The sequence below is a fragment of the Streptomyces iranensis genome, assembly GCF_017874715.1.
In the GTDB taxonomy this organism is placed as follows: Bacteria; Actinomycetota; Actinomycetes; order Streptomycetales; family Streptomycetaceae; genus Streptomyces; species Streptomyces iranensis.
In genome coordinates, this window is the sequence record NZ_JAGGLR010000010.1 from 307,800 (window position 1) to 329,032 (window position 21,233).

Consider the following 21,233-nt stretch of genomic DNA (forward strand, 5'->3'; position numbering starts at 1 on the left):
TTAGAAGTACCCCTCGCGCTTGCGGTCCTCCATCGCGGCCTCCGACAGCTTGTCGTCGGCGCGGGTCGCCCCCCGCTCGGTCAGCCGGGAGGCGGCTATCTCATCGATGACCTGCTCGATGCTCACCGAGTCCGACTCGACGGCGCCGGTGCAGGACATGTCGCCCACGGTGCGGTAGCGCACCATGCGCCGCTCCACGGTCTCGCCGTCCTTCGCGCCGCCCCACTCACCGGGCGCCAGCCACATGCCACCGCGCCGGAAGACCTCGCGCTCATGCGCGTAGTAGATCTGCGGCAGGTCGATCTTCTCCCGGGCGATGTACTGCCACACGTCCAGCTCGGTCCAGTTGGACAGCGGGAAGACCCGGACGTGCTCACCGGGGGAGTGGCGGCCGTTGTAGAGCTGCCACAGCTCGGGGCGCTGCCGCCGCGGGTCCCAGCCGCCGAACTCGTCCCGGAGGGAGAACACCCGCTCCTTGGCGCGGGCCTTCTCCTCGTCCCGGCGGCCACCGCCGAAGACCGCGTCGAAGCGGTTCTTCTCGATGGCGTCGAGCAGCGGCACGGTCTGGAGCGGATTGCGGGTGCCGTCCGGGCGCTCGCGCAGCCGGCCGTCGTCGATGAACTCCTGGACCGAGGCCACGTGCAGCCGCAGCCCGTGCCGGGCGACGGCGGCGTCCCGATAGGCGATGACCTCGGGGAAGTTGTGCCCGGTGTCCACGTGGAGCAGCGAGAACGGGACCGTCGCCGGGGCGAACGCCTTGAGCGCGAGATGCAGCATGACGATGGAGTCCTTGCCGCCGGAGAAAAGGATCACCGGCCGCTCGAACTCGCCCGCCACCTCGCGGAAGATGTGCACCGCCTCGGACTCCAACGCGTCCAGGTGCGCGAGCGCGTACAGGCCCGCGCCCTCGCCCGCGTTGATCGCCGTCACGGTCGTCATGCCGCGCCCCTTTCGTTCGCTCGGCTGCGGTAGTAGCTTCCCGTCATATCGGCGGAATCGCCCTGGGTGCGGCGCCCCGGTGCGGGGAGCGTCACGGCCCGTGACGCGGTGGCCGCGCGTGGGTGGCTCACAGCAGTCCCCTTTCACTCAACAGCAACCGCACCTCGGCCGCCGACTCCTGCACGCTGTTCCTGTGGGTTTCGATGCGCAGATCCGGGTCGGCAGGGGCCTCGTAGGGGTCGTCCACACCGGTCAGCCCCGAAAGCTCGCCCGCCGCCTGCTTCGCGTACAGCCCCTTGACGTCCCGCTCGGAGCACACCTCCACGGGCGTGGCCACATGGATCTCCAGATACGGGGTGCCCTCGCGCTGGTGGCGCTTGCGCACCGCCTCGCGGCTGTCCCCGTACGGCGCGATGACCGGCACCAGCACCGTGACCCCGTGGGAGGCCAGCAGCTCGGCCACGAAGCCGATCCGCTGGACGTTGGTGTGCCGGTCCTCGCGGGAGAACCCAAGACCCGAGGAGAGGAACTCGCGGATCTCGTCCCCGTCGAGCACCTCCACCCGGCGGCCCTCGCCGCGCAGCCGCTCGGCCAGCGCATAGGCGATCGTGGTCTTTCCCGCGCTCGGCAGACCGGTCAGCCACACCGTGGCACCGGTGGTCGTGGGGGCGCTCATCTCGTTCTCCTGGTCGACAGCCATCAGCCGTGCAGCCCGCATTCGGTCTTGTTGCTCCCCGCCCAGCGGCCGGACCGGTTGTCCTCGCCCTCCAGAACCCGACGGGTGCAGGGCGCGCAGCCTATCGACGGATAGCCGTCCATCAGCAGGGGGTTGGTCAGCACACCGTGCTCGGCGACATAGGCCTCGACATCCGCTTGCGTCCAGCGGGCGATCGGCGAGATCTTCACCTTACGGCGCCGGGCGTCCCAGCCAACGACCGGGGTATTGGCGCGAGTTGGCGATTCGTCCCGGCGCAATCCCGTGGCCCAGGCGTCGTACTCCCGCAGCCCCTCCTCGAGCGGCTGGACCTTCCGCAGGGCGCAGCACAGGTCGGGGTTGCGGTCGTGCAGCCGGGGGCCGTACTCGGCGTCCTGCTCGGCCACCGTCTGGCGCGGGGTCAGGGTGATGACGTTGACGTCCATCACGGCCGCCACCGCGTCACGGGTGCCGATGGTCTCGGGGAAGTGGTAGCCGGTGTCGAGGAAGACCACGTCGACACCGGGGAAGGCGCGGGAGGCGAGGTGTGCCACCACCGCGTCCTCCATCGAGGAGGTGACGCAGAAACGCGATCCGAAGGTGTCCGCCGCCCAGCGCAGGATGTCCAGCGCCGGGGCGTCCTCGAGCTCGTGGCCCGCCTTCTCGGCGAGCCCTTCGAGATCGGTGTCCTCAAGCCGGGTCGTCATATCGCCGTGCCCCCTTCATCGATCGGGTCGTGCCGCAGGCCCTTGGCCAGCAGCCCGAGGAACGACAGGCGGAACGCGCGGTTGCAGGACGCGCATTCCCACGCGCCATGGCCCTCCTCCGAGGGACGCAGATCCTCGTCCCCGCAGTAAGGGCAGTAGAACGGCGCGGCACGCTCACTCATTTCAGAGCGTCCTCACTGGCACGCCCCGCCCAGGTGGCGAAGCGCTCGCCGTCCTCGCGCTCCTCCTGGAAGCGGCGCAGCAGCCGCTCCACATAGTCCGGGAGCTCGGCGGCGGTGACCTTCAGCCCGCGCACCTTGCGGCCGAAGCCCGGCTCGAGGCCCAGGGCGCCGCCCAGGTGCACCTGGTAGCCCTCGACCTGCTGGCCGTTGTCGTCCATGACCAGCTGGCCCTTGAGGCCGATGTCCGCCACCTGGATACGGGCGCAGGCGTTCGGGCAGCCGTTGAGGTTGATGGTGATCGGCTCGTTGAACTCGGGCAGCCGGCGCTCCAGCTCATCGATGAGCCAGGAGCCGCGCGCCTTGGTCTCGACGATCGCCAGCTTGCAGAACTCGATACCGGTGCAGGCCATCGTGCCGCGCCGGAACGTGGACGGCTTGACCTGGAGGTCCAGCGCCTCCAGCCCGGCGACCAGCGACTCCACCTGGTCCTCGGTCACATCGAGCACGATCATCTTCTGCTCGACGGTGGTGGTCAGCCGCCCGGAGCCATGTGCCTCGGCCAGGTCGGCGATCTTGGTGAGGGTGGCGCCGTCCACCCGTCCGACGCGCGGCGCGAAGCCCACGTAGTAGCGGCCGTCCTGCTGGCGGTGGACGCCGATGTGGTCACGCCACTGCTGGACGGGCTGCTCGGGCGCCGGGCCGTCGGACAACGGTCGCTTCAGGTACTCGTCCTCCAGCACCTGGCGGAACTTTTCCGGGCCCCAGTCGGCGACCAGGAACTTCAGCCGGGCGCGGGTGCGCAGCCGGCGGTAGCCGTAGTCGCGGAAGATCGAGGTGACCCCGGCCCAGACCTCCGGGACCTCCTCCAGCGGGACCCAGGCGCCGAGCCGGATGCCGATCTTGGGGTTGGTGGAAAGACCGCCGCCGACCCACAGGTCGAAGCCGGGGCCGTGCTCGGGGTGGCGCACGCCGACGAACGCGATGTCGTTGATCTCGTGCACCACGTCGAGCAGCGGGGAGCCGGAGACGGCGGTCTTGAACTTGCGCGGCAGGTTGGAGAACTCCTTGCTGCCGATGTAGCGCTGGTGGATCTCCTCGATGGCGGAGGTGCCGTCGATGATCTCGTCCTCGGCGATCCCCGCCACCGGCGAGCCGATGATCACACGCGGGGTGTCGCCGCACGCCTCGGTGGTGGACAGCCCGACGGCCTCCAGCCGCCGCCAGATCTCGGGCACGTCCTCGATCCGGATCCAGTGGTACTGGATGTTCTGCCGGTCGGTGATGTCCGCGGTGCCGCGCGCGAACTCCTCCGAGATCTCGCCGACGACCCGCAGCTGCTCGGTGCTGAGCCGGCCGCCGTCCACCCGGACGCGCATCATGAAGTGCTCGTCGTCCAGCTCCTCCGGCTCCAGGATCGCGGTCTTGCCGCCGTCGATCCCGGGCTTGCGCTGGGTGTACAGACCCCACCAGCGCATCCGGCCGCGCAGATCGGCGCCGTCGATGGAGTCGAAGCCGCGGTGGGCGTAGATCGTCTCAATGCGTGTCCGCACATTGAGACCGTCATCGTCCTTCTTGGTCTGCTCGTTGCCGTTGAGAGGGGTGAAGTGCCCCGCGGCCCACTGGCCTTCGCCGCGGTGGCGTCCGGCCTTGCGGCGGGGCGTAGCGCTTGCGCGTTCCGGGGTGGCAGCCATGGCGGTGTATGTCCTTCGATGCGGCTCTGGTGCGGCGGGTAGTACGTTGGCGCGCACCGCCTGACCTGCGCACGCGCAGGCGGGCAGGGGGCTGGGCGGTGACCGGTGCGAATGCGGCGGGGAGTGTCGAGGCGTGCGCGCTCGCCCACGTCGTCGGGGGCATGCGGAAGCTGTGGTGGTGGAAGCTGTGGTGGTGCTGCCCGGGGCCTTGATGACGGCCCTGTCGAGGTGCGGGTCAGCCCGCCGGACAGATCGCGCTGGACATGCGGCCGAGGTCGACGTGGCGTCGACTCACCAAGGCGATTCCAGCTCGAGACATGATGGAAGCGTCGCATGGTGGTCTCTGACGAGTCCACCTTAATCCACTATGCGGACGAATCTGTCTCGAGATGCAAGACGCTGTGGTGTTGGTCACTCCTCGTCCGACGTCTTGACGTCGAACACCCGGAAGCCCCGGCGGCGGTAGTTGTCCAGCGCGTACGGCCCGTCCTTGCTGCAGGTGTGCAGCCACACCCGCTTGGTCGGCATCCGGTCCGGCCAGCGGTCGGCCATGTCCCAGGCGCGGGAGGTCCCCCAGGTCAGCAGATGCCCGCCGATGCGGCGGCCCCGGAAGGCGGGCAGCAGCCCGAAGTACACGATCTCCACCACGCCCTCGTCCTGGCCCTCCAGCTCGATGTACCCGGCCGGGGTCCCGCGCTCGTACGCCACCCAGGTCTCCACGCCGGGCCGGTGCAGATGCTCCTCCCACGCCTCCCGCGACCACACCAGCCGGTCGGTCCACGACACATCCGAGCCCACCGCCGTGAAGAGGAAGTGGCTGAACTCGGGGCTCGGCACCTCGGCCCGGACGATCCGCACCCCGGCCGTGGCGGGCGGCTCCTGTGCCGGGCTGAGATCGGAAGGAGCGGTCTGCTCCAGGTGCCAGGTGGTCACGGTGGTGGTCATGGTGGACAGATAACCATGGGCGCCGTTGACTCGCCTTGACGGGTATCGCTCAAGCGGGGAGGGCGGGGTCGGGGTGTCCGGGAAGGGGGGTGAGCGCGTCGGCGCTGCACCGCTACTGCTCGGGCGCGAGCGTGCCCGGCGACTACGAGGTGCTCGCGCGGTTCGGCAAGGTGTGCGGGGCCGGCGGTGAGGAACTGCTGGAGCTGCATCGGCGGTGGGTTCTTGCCGATGCGGAGCGCAAGCGGGCCGTTTCGCGGGCGCCGGCCGCGGTATCGGTGGGCCGGGCCGGGGCTGCCCGGCCCGCCACGGAGGATGTCTCACGGGTTGGGACGGTGGATGGGCCGGATGCCGAGACGGGGGCGGAGTCGGGGCCCGGCGTGGCCGCGCAGCCGGAGCCGGAACCGGACGTGTTTTATCGGGTCTGGGTTCAGGCGGGATGGGCTTCTCGGCTCGGTCGGGTGCGGGTTTCGTCTCGCGCCTTCGGCGCATTTGAGCAGCGGGGCAGCCGGGTGGGGCGCGCGCCGCGTCGCCGGGTGCCGGGTCGGTGGGCGCCGGCGCCGGTGGCGGCACCCGCGCCCGGGGGCTGGGGGCAGCGCCGGACAGCGAGAGGGGTTGGGGTACTCCTCCCGAAAACGTTTGACAAATTAGTTGCTCCAGATCAAGCGTTTTTTCGACGGGTACCCGGAGGGGCCGTCAGTCCGGCATCGGCCCAGCTTCCAGGCGCGGATGCCGCCACCGGCGCCGGCGCCCACCGGCCCGGCACCCGGCGACCCCACCCCCGCCGCCGCTGCTCAAATGCGCCGAAGGCGCGAGACGAAACCAGCACCCGACCGAGCCGACCAACCCAACCCCACCCCCGCACCCACGTCGCCTCGTACCTCGATCCCCTCTATACGGCTGCCCAACTCCAACGCCACCCGGAACTGGGGCGTCTTCCAGCTGTACGACGGCACGCTGCGCAAGCTGGGCGGCACCCGGGAGCAGGCGCTGAACCCGGACTGGAACATCCGGGCGGCCCATCGTCCCGCTGTCCCGATTTTCCCGGTGAGTCTCCCGCCCGGCACGGAGGGCTGGGATCGTGTTGCCGCCGTCCTCGACGGTCCACGGATCCGCAGACGAAGGAGACGAAGACGACCATGGCTGTGACCAGCACCCGGATCAGACTCGGCGCCCTGCTCGGCGGCGCGGTCCTCGCCGCCACCGGCGTGTCCACCGCCCAGAGCGCGGCGGCCGCCCCCAGCGCCCCCGCGGCCGCCGACGCGCCCTCCGCCGCCGCGGTGACCAAGCTCAGCCACTCCGACGCGGCGAACCGGCTGCGCGGCGCCGGGATCTCCTGGACCTCCAGCGGGGGCTGCTCGGACCGGAACAACCCCAGCTGTACCTCGTTCGAGCAGATCAACCTGACCACCGTGCAGGGTGCCGTCACCCTGAAGGGGGCCACCGGCTGCGCGCTCACCATCACCGGCGGCACGGAGACCGGGCACGCCTCCGGTACGTACAGCCACTGGAACGGCTACAAGCTGGACTTCAGCCCCACCAGCTGCCTCAGCAACTACATCACGGGCACCTTCACCAACATCGGCCCGCGCCCCGGTGACGGCGCCCAGCAGTACAAGTCCGGTTCGGGCAACGTCTACGCCCGCGAGAGCAACCACTGGGACGTGACCTACTACAACTGCGGAGGCTGCTGACCCGCGGCCCCCACGCTCCCACCGACCGTCCGGACGGCTGCAACGCGGCGCAACCTTTGCGCATGGCTGTACCCGGCACGGACAGTGGGCCCGGCGGGCGGAGGGTGGTGCCGAGTCGGCGCGGCATCCCCTCCGCCAACGCCCTCGCGGCGCCCTTTTGCGCGGATTCGGCCTGGTCACCGGATGAGCGGCGGTGAAAACCCCCGATACGGTGAGAAGGTGCAGCCAGCAGAAGAAACATCGAAGCCGTCCGGCCGGCTCCGCAAGGCCCGCGCCCTGTACCGCAATGTGTCCAAGCGCAGGATGGCCTGGCTGCTGCTGAAGGACACCATCAATTCCTGTATGGAGTACCGGGTCACCGGGCTCGCCGCCGAAGCGGCCTTCTTCACCCTGCTGTCGCTGCCGCCCCTGCTGCTCGGCCTGATCGGGCTGCTCGGCTACTTCGACGCCTGGACCAGCACCGACACGGTGGCCACCATCCGGCAGAACATCCTCGACGCCTCCGCGACCGTGCTGTCCGACCGGGGTGTCAAGGAGATCGCCCGGCCGCTGCTGGACGATGTGATCAAGGGCGGGCGTCCCGATGTGATCTCGCTGGGCTTCGCCATCGCCCTGTGGTCCGGCTCCCGTGCGGTGAACGTGTTCGTGGACACCATCACGATCATGTACGGGCTGGAGGGGAGGCGCGGGATCGTCAGGACCCGACTGCTGTCCTTCCTGCTCTATCTGGTGGCGCTCGTGGTCGGGGCGGTGGCGCTGCCGCTGATGGTGATCGGGCCGGAGGCGGTGGTGGACCTGCTGCCGTCCAGCGGGGACCTCGTACCGGTCCTGTACTGGCCGGTGGTGATCGTGCTCTCCATCGCCTTCCTCACCACGCTCTACCACGTGTCCGTACCGGTGCGCTCGCCGTGGCCGGAGGACATTCCCGGGGCGCTGGTGGCCCTCGCGATATGGGTGCTGGGCAGCTTCCTGCTACGGATCTACCTGGTGCATACGGTCGAGGGCCCGACGATCTACGGCTCGCTGGCCGCCCCCGTCGCGGTGCTGCTGTGGATCGGGGTGTCCGCCTTCGCGGTGCTGGTCGGGGCGGCGGTCAACGCCGCGATCGACCGGGTCTGGCCCTCGGTGGCCACGGCTGCCGGGCGTGCCGAGCGCGCCGCCCGCGCCCGGGAGGAGGGCGCCCGGCTGCGGGCGCAGGGGCAGCGCACGGCGGACGACGGCGCGGCGGAGATCACCCCGCCGTCGGAGTTCCCCGAGCGCTGGGCCCAGTTCCTGCCGCACGGCGACATACGCTCCCGGCTGCACACGAAGCGTGAGCCGGGTGAGAAGGCGGGGGAGAGGGCCGCCGGGAAGGCCGGGGAGGCCGGGAAGCCCGCCGATCAGTCCCCGGAGAAGACGCGGCCCACAGGGGCGCCGGGGATACCGGAGACACCGGAGACACCGGGGACACAGCCCTCGGGGAAGCCGACCGGGGAGCCCCGGACGCCCCGGCAGGGGCCGAGGCGTCCGGAGGTGCGGTCCGCGGCGGACGGCGCGGATGACACCGCGGCGGACGACGACCACCCGGTGCGCTGACCGCGCCGCGCCCTGTCCCGCCCGACCCCGCCTACCCCGCAGGGGTGAACCGCACCGGCAGCCGCAGGAGGCCGCGCATCATGCTGGGGCGCCAGGCCAGGGTGTCCGGGTCGGTGTCCAGGGCCAGGTCCGGGCACCGCTCCAGCAGGGCCCGTAGCGCGATCGTGGCCTCCAGCCGGGCCAGCGGCGCGCCCAGACAGTGGTGGACGCCGTGGCTGAAGCCCAGGTGGCCCCGGGCGTCCCGGTGGATGTCGAAGCGGTCGGGGTCGGCGAAGCGCCGCGGGTCGCGGTTGGCCGAGCCGAGCAGCACCAGGACCGGCTCGCCCGCGGGGATCTTGGTGCCCGCGATCTCCACGGGTTCGGTGGTGAAGCGGTGTGCCGTGGACTGCGACGGGCCGTCGTAGCGCAGCATCTCCTCGACGGCGGCGTCCAGCAGCGCGTAGTCGGCGCGGAGGGCGGCCAGTTGCTCGGGGGCGCGCAGCAGCGCACAGGTGCCGTTGGAGAGCAGGTTGACGGTCGTCTCATGCCCGGCGACCAGTAGCAGGAAGGCCATGCCGAGCATTTCCTCGGACGAGAGCCGGTCGCCGTCCTCGTCCATCGTGCGGACCAGGGCGGACAGCAGATCGTCGCTCTCCGCCTCCCGCTTGGTCTCGATGAGCCGGGCCAGATAGCCGGTCATGGCGGCCACGGCGGCGCCCGCGGCCTCCGGGCCACTGGGGAAGACGATCTCGCTGGACCAGCCGCGGAAGTCGGCCCGGTCGGCCGCCGGTACGCCGAGCAGTTCGCAGATCACCGCCATCGGCAGCGGCATGGCGAACGACTCCACGAGATCGGCCCGGCCGAGCGGCAGCATGGCGTCCAGCAGCTCATCGGCGATCTGCCGGATGCGCGGCCGCAGCGCCTCGATCCGGCGGGCGGTGAACTCCCGCGCCACCAGCTTCCGCAGCCGGGTGTGGTCCGGCGGATCGGTCTGCAGCATGTTCAGGCCGATGGCGTTGCCCCCGTCGTCCTGCCACGAGGAGGAGTGGCGGATGTCATTGCTCATCCGGGGGTCGGTCAGGGCGGCGCGGGCCTCCTCATGGCCCACGATCAGCCAGACGTCGTCCGCGCCGTGGCTGGGCACCCGGTGCACGGGGCCCTGCTCCCGCAGCATGGCGTAGAGCTGGTACGGGTCGGCGACGATGTCCGTACCGGACGGGACGAGTCTTTCGAAGGCGGGCAGAGTCATGGTGGCGTAGGTCCTTTCGACGGCGGGTTTGGGCGGCAGGTTTACGGGGTGTCCGGCGGACCACGCGGCGGAGCAGGGGCTTCGCCCCTGGACCCCGGGGTCCAGGGGCGAAGCCCCCACGCCGCGGGCGGACGCGGTCACAGACCGCGTTCGGTGAGCCAGTTCTCGATGGCCTCCGTGGTCTCGGGGAGGTGGTGCTCCATGATCGTGAAGTGGTCTCCCGGAGTGGCTCGGGCGGTGTGCGGGAAGGGCCAGACCGCGCGCCACGCGTCGCCCTCGAACCCCTCGTCCTGGTGGGGCATGGGCTCGGCCGCGCTCAGGAAGAACGTCGGGCTCTGGGCGGGCCGCAGGGCGCACTCCTCCATCAGCAGCGCGTTGTAGCGCCCGCTCGCCGAGAGCTTCGCGCCGGTCAGCGCGAAGTCGCCGAGCAGTTGCTCCCGGGAGTCCAGGCCTTCGTTCAGCGCGATGTGGGTCTTCTCGGAGAACTGGTGGGTGGCCTCGAAGGTGTCGAGCAGCACGATCGCGCCGGGCGGCAGCCCCGCCCGCTCGGCCCGCTCTGCCAGGGCGTAGGCGAGCAGCCCGCCCATGGAGTGGCCCACCAGGACGTAGCGCTCGGTGCCGAGGGCCGCGCGCAGCTGATGGAGGTGCAGCTCGATCAGGGCGTCGAAGCTGTCGGCCACCAACTCGCCTTCGAGATAACCCGGGTTGACCAGCGAGAGCACATCCCGCCTGCCCTCGAACATCTGCGCCATCATCCCGTACTGGATCGGCCCGGCGGTGGCGGTGATGGCGGGCAGACACACCAGCGTGGTCCGGGTGCCGTCGCCACTCGCCATCTTCACCGGCGGGAGGACGTGGTCGGCGGCGTCCTCGGTGGTGAAGGACGGCCGGAGCCGGCCCGCGGCCTGGATGAGCGCCATGCCCACCGACTGGGCGCGGCCGCTGGCGTACGCCTGGTGGTAGAGGGTGGTGAGGCTGTCGTAGGGGTCCGACTCCGGGGCCGCGGTGGCCTTCGCCAGCTCCAGCTCGATGGCGGACGGCGGCGGCGCGGAGCCGTCCGGCGCGGTCTCGGGCGCTGTTTCGGGTGCGGTCTGCTCCGGGGGCGTGGTGTCGTCGGCCACAGGCGCGCTCGGCCGGGTGGCGGCCCGGCTGTCCACCAGCGTGGCCAGGTGCCCGGCGAGCCGGTCCACGGTCGAGTGCTCGAACGTCGCCGTGGCCGACAGCCGGAGTCCGAGCAGCGTGGCGAGCCGGTCGCGCAGGTCGATCCCGCGCACCGAGTCCATGCCGAGCGCCAGGAACTCGGTGTCGGGGCCGATCTCGGCGCCCGCCTCATGGTGGAGCACCGCGCGCAGCTGCTCCCGGACGAGGTCCGCCAGCAGCCGCTCCCGGTCCTCGGGCGCGGCGGACAGGAGGCGCTGGGCGGCGGCGGTGTCCTGCGGCCGGGGGCCCGGCCGTTCGCGTCGTACGGGGCGGGCCGCACGCTCCTCCGCGGCCGCCTGCAACCGGTCCGTGGACACCGGGCGCAGCGTCAACTCATCGATGCCCACGAGTGGTTGACCGTCGTCGTCCGTGAGATGGACACCGATGGCATCCGGACCGACGGCGGACAGCCGCACCCGTACGGTGGCGGGCGGGGCGGTGTCCGGGGCGGAGTGCAGCCGGACACCGGTCCAGGAGAACGGCATCCGGATCGGCGCGCCCGCCGACCCCGCCCGGTCGAAGAACCCGCCGATGCCGACCGCGTGCAGGGCGGTGTCGAGCAGGGCGGGGTGCAGCACGAAGCCGCCCACGGGTCCGCCACCCTCCCCCTCGCTCAGGGCCACCTCCGCGAAGACGTCCCCGTCGCGCCGCCAGGCCGACCGCAGACCGCGGAAGGCCGGGCCGTAGTCGAACCCGTCGGACGCCAGCCGGTCGTAGAAGCCCGTCAGGTCGACGGCACGGGCACCGGGCGGCGGCCAGGCGGCCGCCATCTCGGCGAACGCAGCCGTGCCGCCGCCCTCTTGGCCGTCCTCCAGGTCCACAGGGTCCGGTGCCGCGACGGCCCGCACATGGCAGGTCCAGCCCGCCGCCGTGTCCCCGGCCGCCGCCTCGGGGCGGGAGTGCACGGTGAGTTCCCGCCGACCCTCCTCATCGGCCTCGCCCACCTGGATCTGGAGGTGGGCCGCCTCGGTGGCGGGCAGGAACAGCGGCTCCTGGAGGGTGAGTTCGGGCAGTGACGGGCAGCCGACCGTTCGCCCCGCGTACAGCGCCCAGTCGAGGAACACACTGCCGGGCAGCACCACCCCGCCCAGCACCGCGTGGTCGGCGAGCCAGCGGTGAGTGGTCTGCGACAGCCGCGCGGTGAACAGCACCGTGTCGCTCCCGGCCGGGGTCACTGCCCCCGCGAGCAACGGATGGCCCACCGCCGTGAGCCCGGCGCCGCCCACGTCCCCGGTGTGCTCGGGCGCGTCCAGCCAGTACCGCCGCGCGCGGAACGCGTACGTCGGCAGATCGACGGGGCGCCCGCCTGCGAACGCGGTCGCCCACGTCACCGCGCCACCGGCCACGAACAGCTCCGCGAGCGCCGTGAGCAGCCGCTCCCGGCCGCCCTCGTCCCGTCGCAGCGTGCCCACCACCACGGCCGCGCGGTCCGCCGAAGTGTTCTGCGGCGTCCGCTCGATCCGCTCGATCCCCTCGATCCGCTCCTCGACCGTCCGCTCGATCCCGGGGATCAGCACCGGGTGCGGGCTCACCTCGATGAACACCGTGTGCCCGGCGTCGGCGAGGGCGCGGGTCGCGTGCTCGAACCGTACGGTCTCGCGGAGGTTCCGGTACCAGTACTCCGCGTCGGCACTCGCGCCGTCGAGGAGGGCGCCGGTCACCGTCGAGTACATCGGCACCTCGCCGGGGCGGGGCGTGATGGGCGCGGCCAGCTCCAGCAGCCGCTCCCGGATCCGTTCGACCTGTGGGGTGTGCGAGGCGTAGTCCACCGGGATGCGGCGCGCCCGCACCCCGTCCCGTTCACACGCCGCCATCAGCTCGTCCAGCGCCGCCGCGTCCCCGGCGACCACGGTCGAGCCGGGCCCGTTCACGGTGGCCAGGCAGATCCGCTCGCCCCAGGGCGCCACCAGCTTCCCGGCCTCGTCCACCGGCACGGGCAGTGAGACCATGCCGCCCCGGCCCGCCAGTTCGCTTCCGATCAGCCGGCTGCGCAGCGCGACGACACGGGCGGCGTCGTCCAGCGGGAGCACCCCCGCGACACACGCCGCCGCCAACTCGCCCTGGGAATGCCCCACCACCGCGGCGGGCTCGACCCCATGGGACCGCCACACCCGCGCCAGGGACACCATGACCGCCCACAGCACCGGCTGCACCACATCGACGCGGTCCAGCGACGGCGCGCCGGGCCGTCCGCGCACCACATCGAGCGGCGACCACTCCACATACGGGGCCAGCGCTCGGGCGCAGGCGTCGAACGACTCGCCGAACTCCGTTGACGCGTCAAGGAGTTCGGCAGCCATCCCGGCCCACTGCGAGCCCTGTCCGGGGAACACGAACACCGGCCCCGACCGGCTGGCGGAGAGGGATTCCTCGTCGGACACGCCCCGCACCACACCGGTGGCCGGTTCGCCACGGCCGAGCGCCGCCAGCCGGTCCAGGAAGTCCTCCCGGGTACGGCCGATCACCACGGCGCGCCGGCCGAAGACGGCCCGGGACAGCAGCGAGCGCGCCACATCGACGGGCGCCAGATCCGGTTCGGCGGCCAGCCGCTCCCGCAGGCGGCGGGCCTGGTCGAGCAGGCTGTCGGCGCTCTTCGCCGAGAGCACCCACGGCACCGCCACCGGCGTCGGCTCAGTGGGAGTGGTGGCGTCCGGCGCCTCCTCCAGGATCACGTGGGCGTTGGTGCCGCTGATCCCGAACGACGACACCGCGCCGCGCCGGGGCGCGTCGGCCGAGGGCCAGTGCTGGTTCTCCGTGGCCAGCCGCAGCGCACCGGCCGTCCACTCCACCCGCTCGGTGGGGCGTTCGGCGTGCAGGGTGCGGGGTACGACGGCGTGGCGCAGGGCCAGCACCATCTTGATGACCCCCGCGACCCCGGCCGCGGCCTGGGTGTGGCCGAGGTTGGACTTCACCGAGCCCAGCACCACCGGCCGGTCGGCGGGCCGGTCCCGGCCGTACGTGGCGAGCAGGGCCCGCGCCTCGATCGGGTCGCCCAGCGACGTCCCCGTGCCATGCGCCTCGACCACGTCCACATCGGCCGCTGTGAGGCCCGCGTTCGCCAACGCCTGCCGGATGACGCGCTGTTGGGCCGGGCCACTGGGCGCGGTGAGGCCGTTGGACGCGCCGTCCTGGTTGAGCGCGGAGCCCCGGAGCAGCGCCAGCACCCGGTGGCCGCGGCGGCGGGCGTCGGACAGCCGCTCGACCACCAGCATGCCGACGCCCTCGGCGAAGCCCATCCCGTCGGCCTCGGCGGCGAACGCCTTGGAGCGGCCGTCGGGGGCGAGCCCGCCGACCCTGCTGAATTCGACGATCGGCCGCGGGGTCGACATCACCGTCACCCCACCGGCCACCGCGAGGCCGCATTCGCCCTGCCGTACCGCCTGCGCGGCCAGGTGCAGCGCCACCAGGGACGAGGAGCACGCGGTGTCCACGGTGATGGCCGGGCCCTCGAGCCCGAGGGTGTAGGCCACCCGGCCGGTGGCCACGCTGCCCGCGCTGCCGTTGCCGAGATAGCCCTCGAAGCCGTCGGCCAGCTGCTCGGGGAAGCGCGTGGCGTAGTCGTTGTAGATCAGCCCCGCGAAGATCCCGGTCGGGGTGGCGCGCAGTGCGGTGGGGTCGATGCCCGCGTGTTCGAACGCCTCCCATGTGGTCTCCAGCAGCAGCCGCTGCTGGGGGTCCGTGGCCAGCGCCTCACGGGGCGAGACGCCGAAGAACTCGGCGTCGAAGTCGGCCGCGTCGTACAGAAAGCCACCGGCCGGTGCGTGGCCCACGTCCCCGGGCGTGCCGGGGCGGCCCAGCTCGGCGTGCCAGCCGCGGTCGTCGGGGAAGGGACCGATGGCGTCCCGCCCCTCCGCGAGCAGCCGCCACAGCTCCTCGGGCGAGCGCACCCCGCCGGGGAAGCGGCAGCTCATCCCGACGATCGCGATCGGGTCGTCGTCATCGGCCGTCGTGGCCGCATAGGCCGACGCGGGGACGGCGGGCCGGGCGGCGGTGGCTTCGCCGTCCGGCGCCAGCAGCCGCAGCAACTCGGCCACCAGCGCGGCCGGGGTCGGATGGTCGAACACGGTGGTCACCGGAAGCCGCAGCCCGGTGGCCGTGCCGAGCCGGTTGCGCAGCTCCACGGCGGTCAGTGAGTCGAAGCCCAGGTCCCTGAAGGAGCGGTCCCCGGCCACCGCGTCACCGCCCGTATGCCCGAGCACCACGGCGGCCTGGGCCCGTACGAGGTCGCTCAGTGTGCGCTCGCGGTCCGCCGGGGGCAGCGTGGCCAGGCGATCCCGCAGCCCGCCGCCGGTGGCCGTGTTGGCCGCGCCGCGCCGGACCGTCGTCGTACGGACCAGCCCGCGCAGCAGTGGCGCGGGCTCACCGTGGCGGCGCAGGGCGGCCACGTCCAGCCGGACCGGAACGCTGAGCGCGCGGGGCGCCCGTATGGCCGCGTCGAAGAGCGCCAGCCCCTGGTCGGTGGTGAGCGGCCGTACGCCCTGACGGCGCATCCGGTCGAGGTCGGTGGCGCCCAGGCCACCGGTCATCGTGCCGCGTTCGCCCCACAGGCCCCAGGCGAGGGCGTGTGCGGGCAGGCCCTGGTCGCGGCGGTGCCGGGCGAGGGCGTCCAGAAAGGCGTTGGCGGCCGCGTAGTTGCCCTGGCCCGCCGAGCCCAGCACTCCGGCGGCGGAGGAGAAGAGCGCGAACAGCGCCAGGTCCCGGTCCCGGGTCAGCTCGTGCAGATACCAGGCCGCGTCCGCCTTGGGGCGCAGCACGGTGTCCAGCCGCTCGGGGGTCAGCGCGGAGACCACACCGTCGTCCAGCACTCCGGCCGCGTGCACCACACCGCGCAGCCCCGGCAGGCCGTCCAGCAGCGTGCTCAGCGCCGTCCGGTCGGAGACATCACACGCCACCACGCGGGCCGTGGCGCCCAACCCGGCCAGTTCGGACCTGAGTTCGCGTGCTCCGGGGGCGTCCAGGCCCCGGCGGCCGACGAGGACGAGGTCGGTGACGCCATGGCGGGTGACCAGATGCCGGGCCACCGCCGAGCCGATGACCCCCGTGCCACCGGTGATCAGCACGGTGCCTTCGATCGCGTCCTGGGGAGGGGTGAGCACCACCTTTCCGGTGTGGCGCGCCTGGCTGACGTGGCGGAACGCCTCCCGCGCCCGGCGGGTGTCCCACGCCGTCACCGGCAGTGGCGCCAGTACATCCGCCTCGAACAGCTCGGCGAGATGGGCCAGCATCGCGCCCAGCCGCTCCGCCCCGGCCTCGGCGAGGTCGAACGCCCGGTAGCCGACGCCCGGCCATCGCGCGGCCACCTCATCGGCGTTCCGGACGTCCGTCTTGCCCATCTCGATGAACCGGCCGCCGCGCGGCAGCAGCGTCAGCGAGGCGTCGATGAACTCCCCGGCCAGGCAGTTCAGTACGACATCGACGCCCCGGCCGTCGCTCGCGGTCAGGAAGCGGTCGGCGAACCCCAGGGTGCGTGACGAGGCCACCCGCTCGGCCGGAACGCCCATGCCCCGCACCACGGGCCACTTCGGCTCGCTCGCGGTGGCGTACACCTCGGCCCCGAGATGGCGCGCCAGCCGTACCGCCGCCATCCCCACGCCACCTGCGGCGGCGTGCACCAGAACCGACTCGCCCGCCCGTACCCGGGCCAGCTCGACGAGGGCGTAGTAGGCGGTCAGGAACGCGGCGGGCACCGACGCCGCCTGCGGAAACGTCCAGCCGCGAGGCATCTTCACGACCATCCGGGCGTCGGCCACCGCCACGGGGCCCGCATACGCGCCCGACACCAGCCCCATCACCCGGTCGCCCACCGCGAGGCCGTCGACACCGGGGCCGACCTCCAGCACCACACCGGCGCCCTCGGCCGCGAAGAGCCCCTCACCGCCGGGTTCAGAGCCGGGGACGACGCCCAACGTGGCAAGGACATCACGGAAGTTGACGCCCGTGGCGCGTACCGCGATCCGCACCTGGCCAGGGGCCAGGGGCTCCTCGACCCCCGGAGCGGGCACGAGCCGGAGCCCCTCCACGGTGCCCCCGGTGTCCAGGTCCAGGCTCCAGGCCACTTCGGGGGCCGCCAGCACTCCGGCGTCCGACGCCGAGACCCGGCCCAGCCGTGGCACGGACACCTCTCCGGCGCGCACCACGAGCTCGGGCTCACCGGTGGCGAGGGCGGCGGCCAGCGCCGCGGCGGACTCGGGCGCACCGTCCAGATCCACCTGCGCGAACCGGCCCGGGTGCTCCGAGCACACCGAACGCCACAGCCCCCGCACCCCGGCCGGCGCTAGCTCGGCCCGCTCACCCGGGAACGCCACCACCGCGCCCCGGGTCACCAACGCCAGCCGGACGCTGTCGAGTTCGGGAGTGCTCAGCCACTCCCGTACCGTCGCCAGTACGGCCGTCAGGTGCTCGCGGCTGGTGGTGGGCACGTCGGCGCCCCCGTCCGGGGCTTGTGCCGGGAGAGCGGGGAGCACCACCAGCGGGGGCAGCGGTGTGCCGCTGCGTACGGCGGCGAGGAGCGCCGCCACATCCGCATGGACGGCGGCGTCGGGCACGTCGGGCAGGGCAGCGCCGAGCACCGCCATGGGCTCCGTGGCCTCGGACGGCCGGAGCGGCAGCGGAGTCCACGTGACCTCGAAGAGCGCGTCCGGGGCCGTCCCGGTGGCGACCGTCAGCGCGTCGGCCGTCAGGGGCCGCGAGACCACCTCGTCGACGGTGAGGATCGGCAGCCCGGTGAGATCCGTCATCCGCACCGAGATCCCGCCCGGCCCCGTGGGCGCTGTCCGCACCCGGGCGACGGTCGCGCCCGTGGCGTGCAGCCGCGCCCCGGAGAACGACAGCGGCATCATCCGCTCCGTCTCACCCTCCAGGAGCCTCACGAGACGCGTCTGCGACGCCGCGTCCACCAGTGCCGGATGGACACCGAACCGGTCCGCGTCACCGGCGGCCGACTCCGGCAGCCGCACCTCGGCGAACATCTCCTCGCCCCGGCGCCATACGGCACGCACGCCCTGGAACACCGGGCCGTAGCCATAGCCGTGGTCCGCCAGCCGCTCGTAGAACGCGTCGATGTCCACCGGCTCCGCGCCGGTGGGCGGCCACTGGGCCTCGGCCTCCGGCTCCGCGTCCGCGTCCGTGTCCGCGGCGCCGGGCGACGACGCGGACGCCGTCAGCGTCCCCGTGGCGTGGCACACCCAGTCCGCCGGACCGTCGTCCTGCTCGGGGCGGTGCGGCCGGGAGTGCAGCCGTACGCCGCACATGCCCCGCTCGTCCGCCACGTCGATGCCCACCTGGATGTCGAGGGCGGTGTCGTCGGACGGCAGGGTCAGCGGGGTGTGCAGAACGAGCTCGTCCAGCCGTTCGGCGCCCACGTGCTGCCCGGCCACCAGCACGAGCTCCAGCAGGGCCGCGCCCGGCACCAGGACCCGGTCCAGCACCATGTGGTCGGCCAGCCATGGCTGCGTACGGGCGGAGATCCGGCCCGTGAACACGAACCCGCCGCCCTCGGCCATGCTCACCCCGGCCGCCACCAGCGGATGCCCCACCACGGACAGCCCCGCGCCCGCGAGATCCCCGACTCGCTCGGCCGCCGAAAGCCAGTAGTGGTGGCGTTGGAAGGGGTAGGTGGGGAGGTTGGTGGGGGTGGGGGTGTTGGGGGTGAGGATTGCGGGCCAGGTGGGGGTGAGGCCGTGGGTCCAGAGGGTGGCCAGGGAGGTGAGGAGTTGCTGGGTGCCGCCGTGGTCGCGGCGGAGGGTGCCGGTGGCGTGGGCGTTGGCTTCTTGGATGGCGGTGGTGAGGACGGGGTGGGGGCTGGTCTCCAGATAGAGGGTCTGGCCGTCGGCCAGCAAAGTCCGCAGCGTGTCGTGGAAGCGGACCTGCTCGCGGAGGTTGCGGTACCAGTACTCGGCGTCGAGGGTCTCGCCGTCGATGCGGGCCGCGGTGACGGTGGAGTACAGGGGGACGTCGCCGGTGCGGGGGGTGATGGGCGCGGCGAGTTGGAGGAGCTGTTCCCGGATGCGGTCGACGTGGGGTGTGTGGGAGGCGTAGTCGACCGGGATGGTGCGGGTGCGCAGTCCGGCGTTCTCGGCTGCGGCGGTCACCTCGGCGAGCCCGCTCGGAGCTCCGGCGATGACGGTGGAGGCCGGGCCGTTGACGGTGGCGATCCAGACGTCGTCGCGGCCGGTCAGCAGCTCGCGCGCCTGGTCGGCGGAGGTGGCGAGGGAGACCATGCCGCCGTGTCCGGCCAGCTCCTGGGCGATGAGGCGGCTGCGCAACGCGACCAGCCGTGCGCCGTCTTCCAAGGTCAGCACACCGGCTACGCACGCGGCGGCGATCTCGCCTTGAGAGTGGCCGATGACGGCGGAGGGCTCGACGCCGAACGAACGCCACACCTGGGCCAGGGACACCATCACGGCCCAGAGGGCGGGCTGGACCACATCCACCCGCTCCAGCGCGCTTTCGTCCGAGGTCTCGCGCAGGACGTCGAGGAGATTCCACTCGAGGTGCGGGGCGAGGGCCCGGGCGCACCGGTCGATGGATTCGGCGAACACGGTTGAGGCGTCGAGCAGTTCGGCGGTCATGCCGACCCACTGCGACCCCTGCCCCGGAAAGACGAAGACCGCGCCGGACGGCGGTTCTTCTGGGGCCACGCCGCTGACCACATGGGCGGCGGGCTCGCCGGTGGCGACGGCGTCCAGTCCGGCGAGGAAGGTGTCCCGGTCGGCGGCCACGACCACCGCGCGGTGGTCGAGCGCGGCCCGGTGCTGTGCGAGCGACCAGCCGATGTCGGCGAGGTGCCGGTCACTCGTGGCCGCGAACGTCAGCAACTGCGCTGCCTGCGCTCGTAGCGCGGTCTCGGAGCGTGCCGAGAGCACCCACGGCAGCAGACCCTCCGTGGGCGTGAATTCGGGCGTGAATTCGGGTGCGGGTTCGGGTGCGGGTTCGGGTGCGGGCTCGGGTGTGGATTCGGGTGTGGTGTCGGCCGTAGGGGCCGCTTCGAGGATCACGTGAGCGTTGGTGCCGCTGACCCCGAATGACGACACCGCCGCGCGGCGCGCCCGCTCTGCCTCGGGCCATGGCGTGTTCTCCGTCACCAGCTCCACCGCGCCGGAGTCCCAGTCCACATGCGGCGTCGGCTCGTCCACATGCAGGGTGCGCGGTACGACGTCATGGCGCATCGCCATGACCATCTTGATCACACCGGCCACGCCCGCCGCGGCCTGGGTGTGGCCGAGGTTCGATTTCACCGACCCCAGCAGCGCGGGGCGTTCGGCGGGCCGGTCCTGGCCGTACGTGGCGAGCAGCGCCTGCGCCTCGATGGGATCGCCCAGCGCCGTACCGGTCCCGTGCGCCTCGATCACGTCCACCTCGGACGAGGCCACGCCCGCATCGGCCAGCGCGTCCTGGATCACCCGCCGTTGGGCGGGGCCGTTGGGCGCGGTGAGGCCGTTGGAGGCGCCGTCCTGGTTGACCGCGGTGCCACGGATCACGCCGAGCACCTGATGGCCGTTGCGGCGGGCGTCGGACAGCCGTTCCACCAGCAGCAGTCCCACGCCCTCGGCCGCGCCCATGCCGTCCGCGGCGGCGGAGAAGGCCTTGCACCGGCCGTCCCGGGCCAGCCCGCGCTGCCTGCTGAATTCGGTGAACAGATCCGGCGTGGACATCACGGCGACACCGCCGACGACCGCCATCCCGCACTCGCCGTTGCGCAGCGCCCGTACCCCCAGATGCATCGCCACCAGCGAGGACGAACACGCGGTGTCCACGGTGAGGGCCGGGCCGGTCAGCCCGAAGGTGTAGGCGATGCGCCCGGAGACGACACTGCCCGCGACACCGGTCATGGCATGGCCCTCGACCTCCTCCGGGATCGCGGGCAGCCTGCTGCCGTAGTCATGGAAGCTGGCGCCGATGAACACCCCGGTCCGGCTGGAGCGCAGCGACACCGGATCGATGCCCGCTCGCTCGAACAGCTCCCAGGACGTCTCCAGCAGCAGCCGCTGCTGGGGGTCCATCGCAAGCGCCTCACGCGGGGAGATGCCGAAGAAGTCGGCATCGAACTCGCCCGCGGTGTGCAGGAACCCACCCTCGGCGGTGTACGAGGTGCCCGGCCGCTCGCCGTCCGGGTCGACCAGCCCCGCCAGATCCCAGCCACGGTCGACCGGGAACCCGGAAATGGCGTCCCCGCCGCCTTCGACGAGCTCCCACAGCGCCTCGGGCGAGGCCGCTCCGCCGGGGTAGCGGCAGCTCATCCCGACGATCGCCACCGGCTCGGCGGCCGCCGACTCCGCCACCCGCAGTTGCGCCCGCGTCTCCTTGAGCTCCGCGGTGACCCGGGTCAGATAGTGGCGGAGCTTGTGCACATCGTCCATGTCGGGGCTCCATGCGAAGAGTC

General features: G+C 72.6%; 11 protein-coding genes. 2 read left to right on the forward strand and 9 right to left on the reverse strand.

The window, feature by feature from the left end; all coding sequences use genetic code 11:
• The 7 genes from cysD to J2Z30_RS20460 all read right to left on the reverse strand — a co-directional run bounded on the left by cysD (position 1) and on the right by J2Z30_RS20460 (position 5,158).
• Entirely contained in the window at positions 1 to 939 is a 939-nt protein-coding gene (gene cysD, locus J2Z30_RS20435) for a sulfate adenylyltransferase subunit CysD (RefSeq protein ID WP_044569156.1), read from the reverse strand.
• Between the two features lie 127 nt (positions 940 to 1,066).
• Positions 1,067 to 1,657: an adenylyl-sulfate kinase gene (gene cysC / locus J2Z30_RS20440; RefSeq protein WP_185057964.1), complete on the reverse strand. Its 591-nt coding sequence runs from the start codon at positions 1,655 to 1,657 to the stop codon at positions 1,067 to 1,069.
• Complete coding sequence (locus J2Z30_RS20445) at positions 1,639 to 2,340, reverse strand: phosphoadenylyl-sulfate reductase (protein ID WP_044569155.1); 702 nt, start codon at positions 2,338 to 2,340, stop codon at positions 1,639 to 1,641. Before J2Z30_RS20445 ends, cysC begins: the two co-directional genes overlap by 19 nt.
• Positions 2,337 to 2,522 (reverse strand): hypothetical protein, encoded by a 186-nt coding sequence (locus tag J2Z30_RS20450; RefSeq protein WP_044569154.1) that lies wholly within the window; start codon positions 2,520 to 2,522, stop codon positions 2,337 to 2,339. Before J2Z30_RS20450 ends, J2Z30_RS20445 begins: the two co-directional genes overlap by 4 nt.
• Positions 2,519 to 4,213: a nitrite/sulfite reductase gene (locus J2Z30_RS20455; RefSeq protein ID WP_044569153.1), complete on the reverse strand. Its 1,695-nt coding sequence runs from the start codon at positions 4,211 to 4,213 to the stop codon at positions 2,519 to 2,521. The genes J2Z30_RS20450 and J2Z30_RS20455 overlap by 4 nt, the downstream gene beginning before the upstream one ends.
• 235 nt (positions 4,214 to 4,448) lie before the next feature.
• Positions 4,449 to 4,532, reverse strand: coding sequence for a putative leader peptide (locus J2Z30_RS51710; protein ID WP_309471194.1), 84 nt, complete (start codon positions 4,530 to 4,532; stop codon positions 4,449 to 4,451).
• Between the two features lie 92 nt (positions 4,533 to 4,624).
• Positions 4,625 to 5,158 (reverse strand): GNAT family N-acetyltransferase, encoded by a 534-nt coding sequence (locus J2Z30_RS20460; protein WP_044569152.1) that lies wholly within the window; start codon positions 5,156 to 5,158, stop codon positions 4,625 to 4,627.
• A gap of 1,136 nt (positions 5,159 to 6,294) precedes the next feature.
• Between J2Z30_RS20460 and J2Z30_RS20465 the strand changes: the two genes are divergently transcribed.
• Together J2Z30_RS20465 and J2Z30_RS20470 are read left to right on the forward strand one after the other, a co-directional pair.
• Positions 6,295 to 6,849 (forward strand): hypothetical protein, encoded by a 555-nt coding sequence (locus J2Z30_RS20465; RefSeq protein WP_044569149.1) that lies wholly within the window; start codon positions 6,295 to 6,297, stop codon positions 6,847 to 6,849.
• A gap of 183 nt (positions 6,850 to 7,032) precedes the next feature.
• Positions 7,033 to 8,424 (forward strand): YihY/virulence factor BrkB family protein, encoded by a 1,392-nt coding sequence (locus J2Z30_RS20470; protein WP_052701315.1) that lies wholly within the window; start codon positions 7,033 to 7,035, stop codon positions 8,422 to 8,424.
• Positions 8,425 to 8,455: 31 nt separating this feature from the next.
• Here J2Z30_RS20470 and J2Z30_RS20475 read toward each other — a convergent pair whose 3' ends face one another.
• Both J2Z30_RS20475 and J2Z30_RS49725 read right to left on the reverse strand, forming a co-directional pair.
• Positions 8,456 to 9,652, reverse strand: a complete 1,197-nt coding sequence (locus J2Z30_RS20475) for a cytochrome P450 family protein (protein ID WP_044569148.1) — start codon at positions 9,650 to 9,652, stop codon at positions 8,456 to 8,458.
• A 137-nt stretch (positions 9,653 to 9,789) separates the two neighbouring features.
• Positions 9,790 to 21,201: an SDR family NAD(P)-dependent oxidoreductase gene (locus tag J2Z30_RS49725; protein WP_372453287.1), complete on the reverse strand. Its 11,412-nt coding sequence runs from the start codon at positions 21,199 to 21,201 to the stop codon at positions 9,790 to 9,792.
• Between the last annotated feature and the right edge of the window lie 32 nt (positions 21,202 to 21,233).

What these genes read in the sequence shown, in the direction of transcription:
- J2Z30_RS20470 (WP_052701315.1), top strand. Translation starts at nt 7,033, where the DNA reads ATGAGCGGCGGTGAAAACCCCCGATACGGTGAGAAGGTGCAGCCAGCA.
- J2Z30_RS20465 (WP_044569149.1), top strand. Translation starts at nt 6,295, where the DNA reads ATGGCTGTGACCAGCACCCGGATCAGACTCGGCGCCCTGCTCGGCGGC.
- cysD (WP_044569156.1), bottom strand. Translation starts at nt 939, where the DNA reads ATGACGACCGTGACGGCGATCAACGCGGGCGAGGGCGCGGGCCTGTAC.
- J2Z30_RS20455 (WP_044569153.1), bottom strand. Translation starts at nt 4,213, where the DNA reads ATGGCTGCCACCCCGGAACGCGCAAGCGCTACGCCCCGCCGCAAGGCC.
- J2Z30_RS20450 (WP_044569154.1), bottom strand. Translation starts at nt 2,522, where the DNA reads ATGAGTGAGCGTGCCGCGCCGTTCTACTGCCCTTACTGCGGGGACGAG.
- J2Z30_RS20445 (WP_044569155.1), bottom strand. Translation starts at nt 2,340, where the DNA reads ATGACGACCCGGCTTGAGGACACCGATCTCGAAGGGCTCGCCGAGAAG.
- J2Z30_RS20475 (WP_044569148.1), bottom strand. Translation starts at nt 9,652, where the DNA reads ATGACTCTGCCCGCCTTCGAAAGACTCGTCCCGTCCGGTACGGACATC.
- cysC (WP_185057964.1), bottom strand. Translation starts at nt 1,657, where the DNA reads ATGCGGGCTGCACGGCTGATGGCTGTCGACCAGGAGAACGAGATGAGC.
- J2Z30_RS20460 (WP_044569152.1), bottom strand. Translation starts at nt 5,158, where the DNA reads ATGACCACCACCGTGACCACCTGGCACCTGGAGCAGACCGCTCCTTCC.
- J2Z30_RS51710 (WP_309471194.1), bottom strand. Translation starts at nt 4,532, where the DNA reads ATGTCTCGAGCTGGAATCGCCTTGGTGAGTCGACGCCACGTCGACCTC.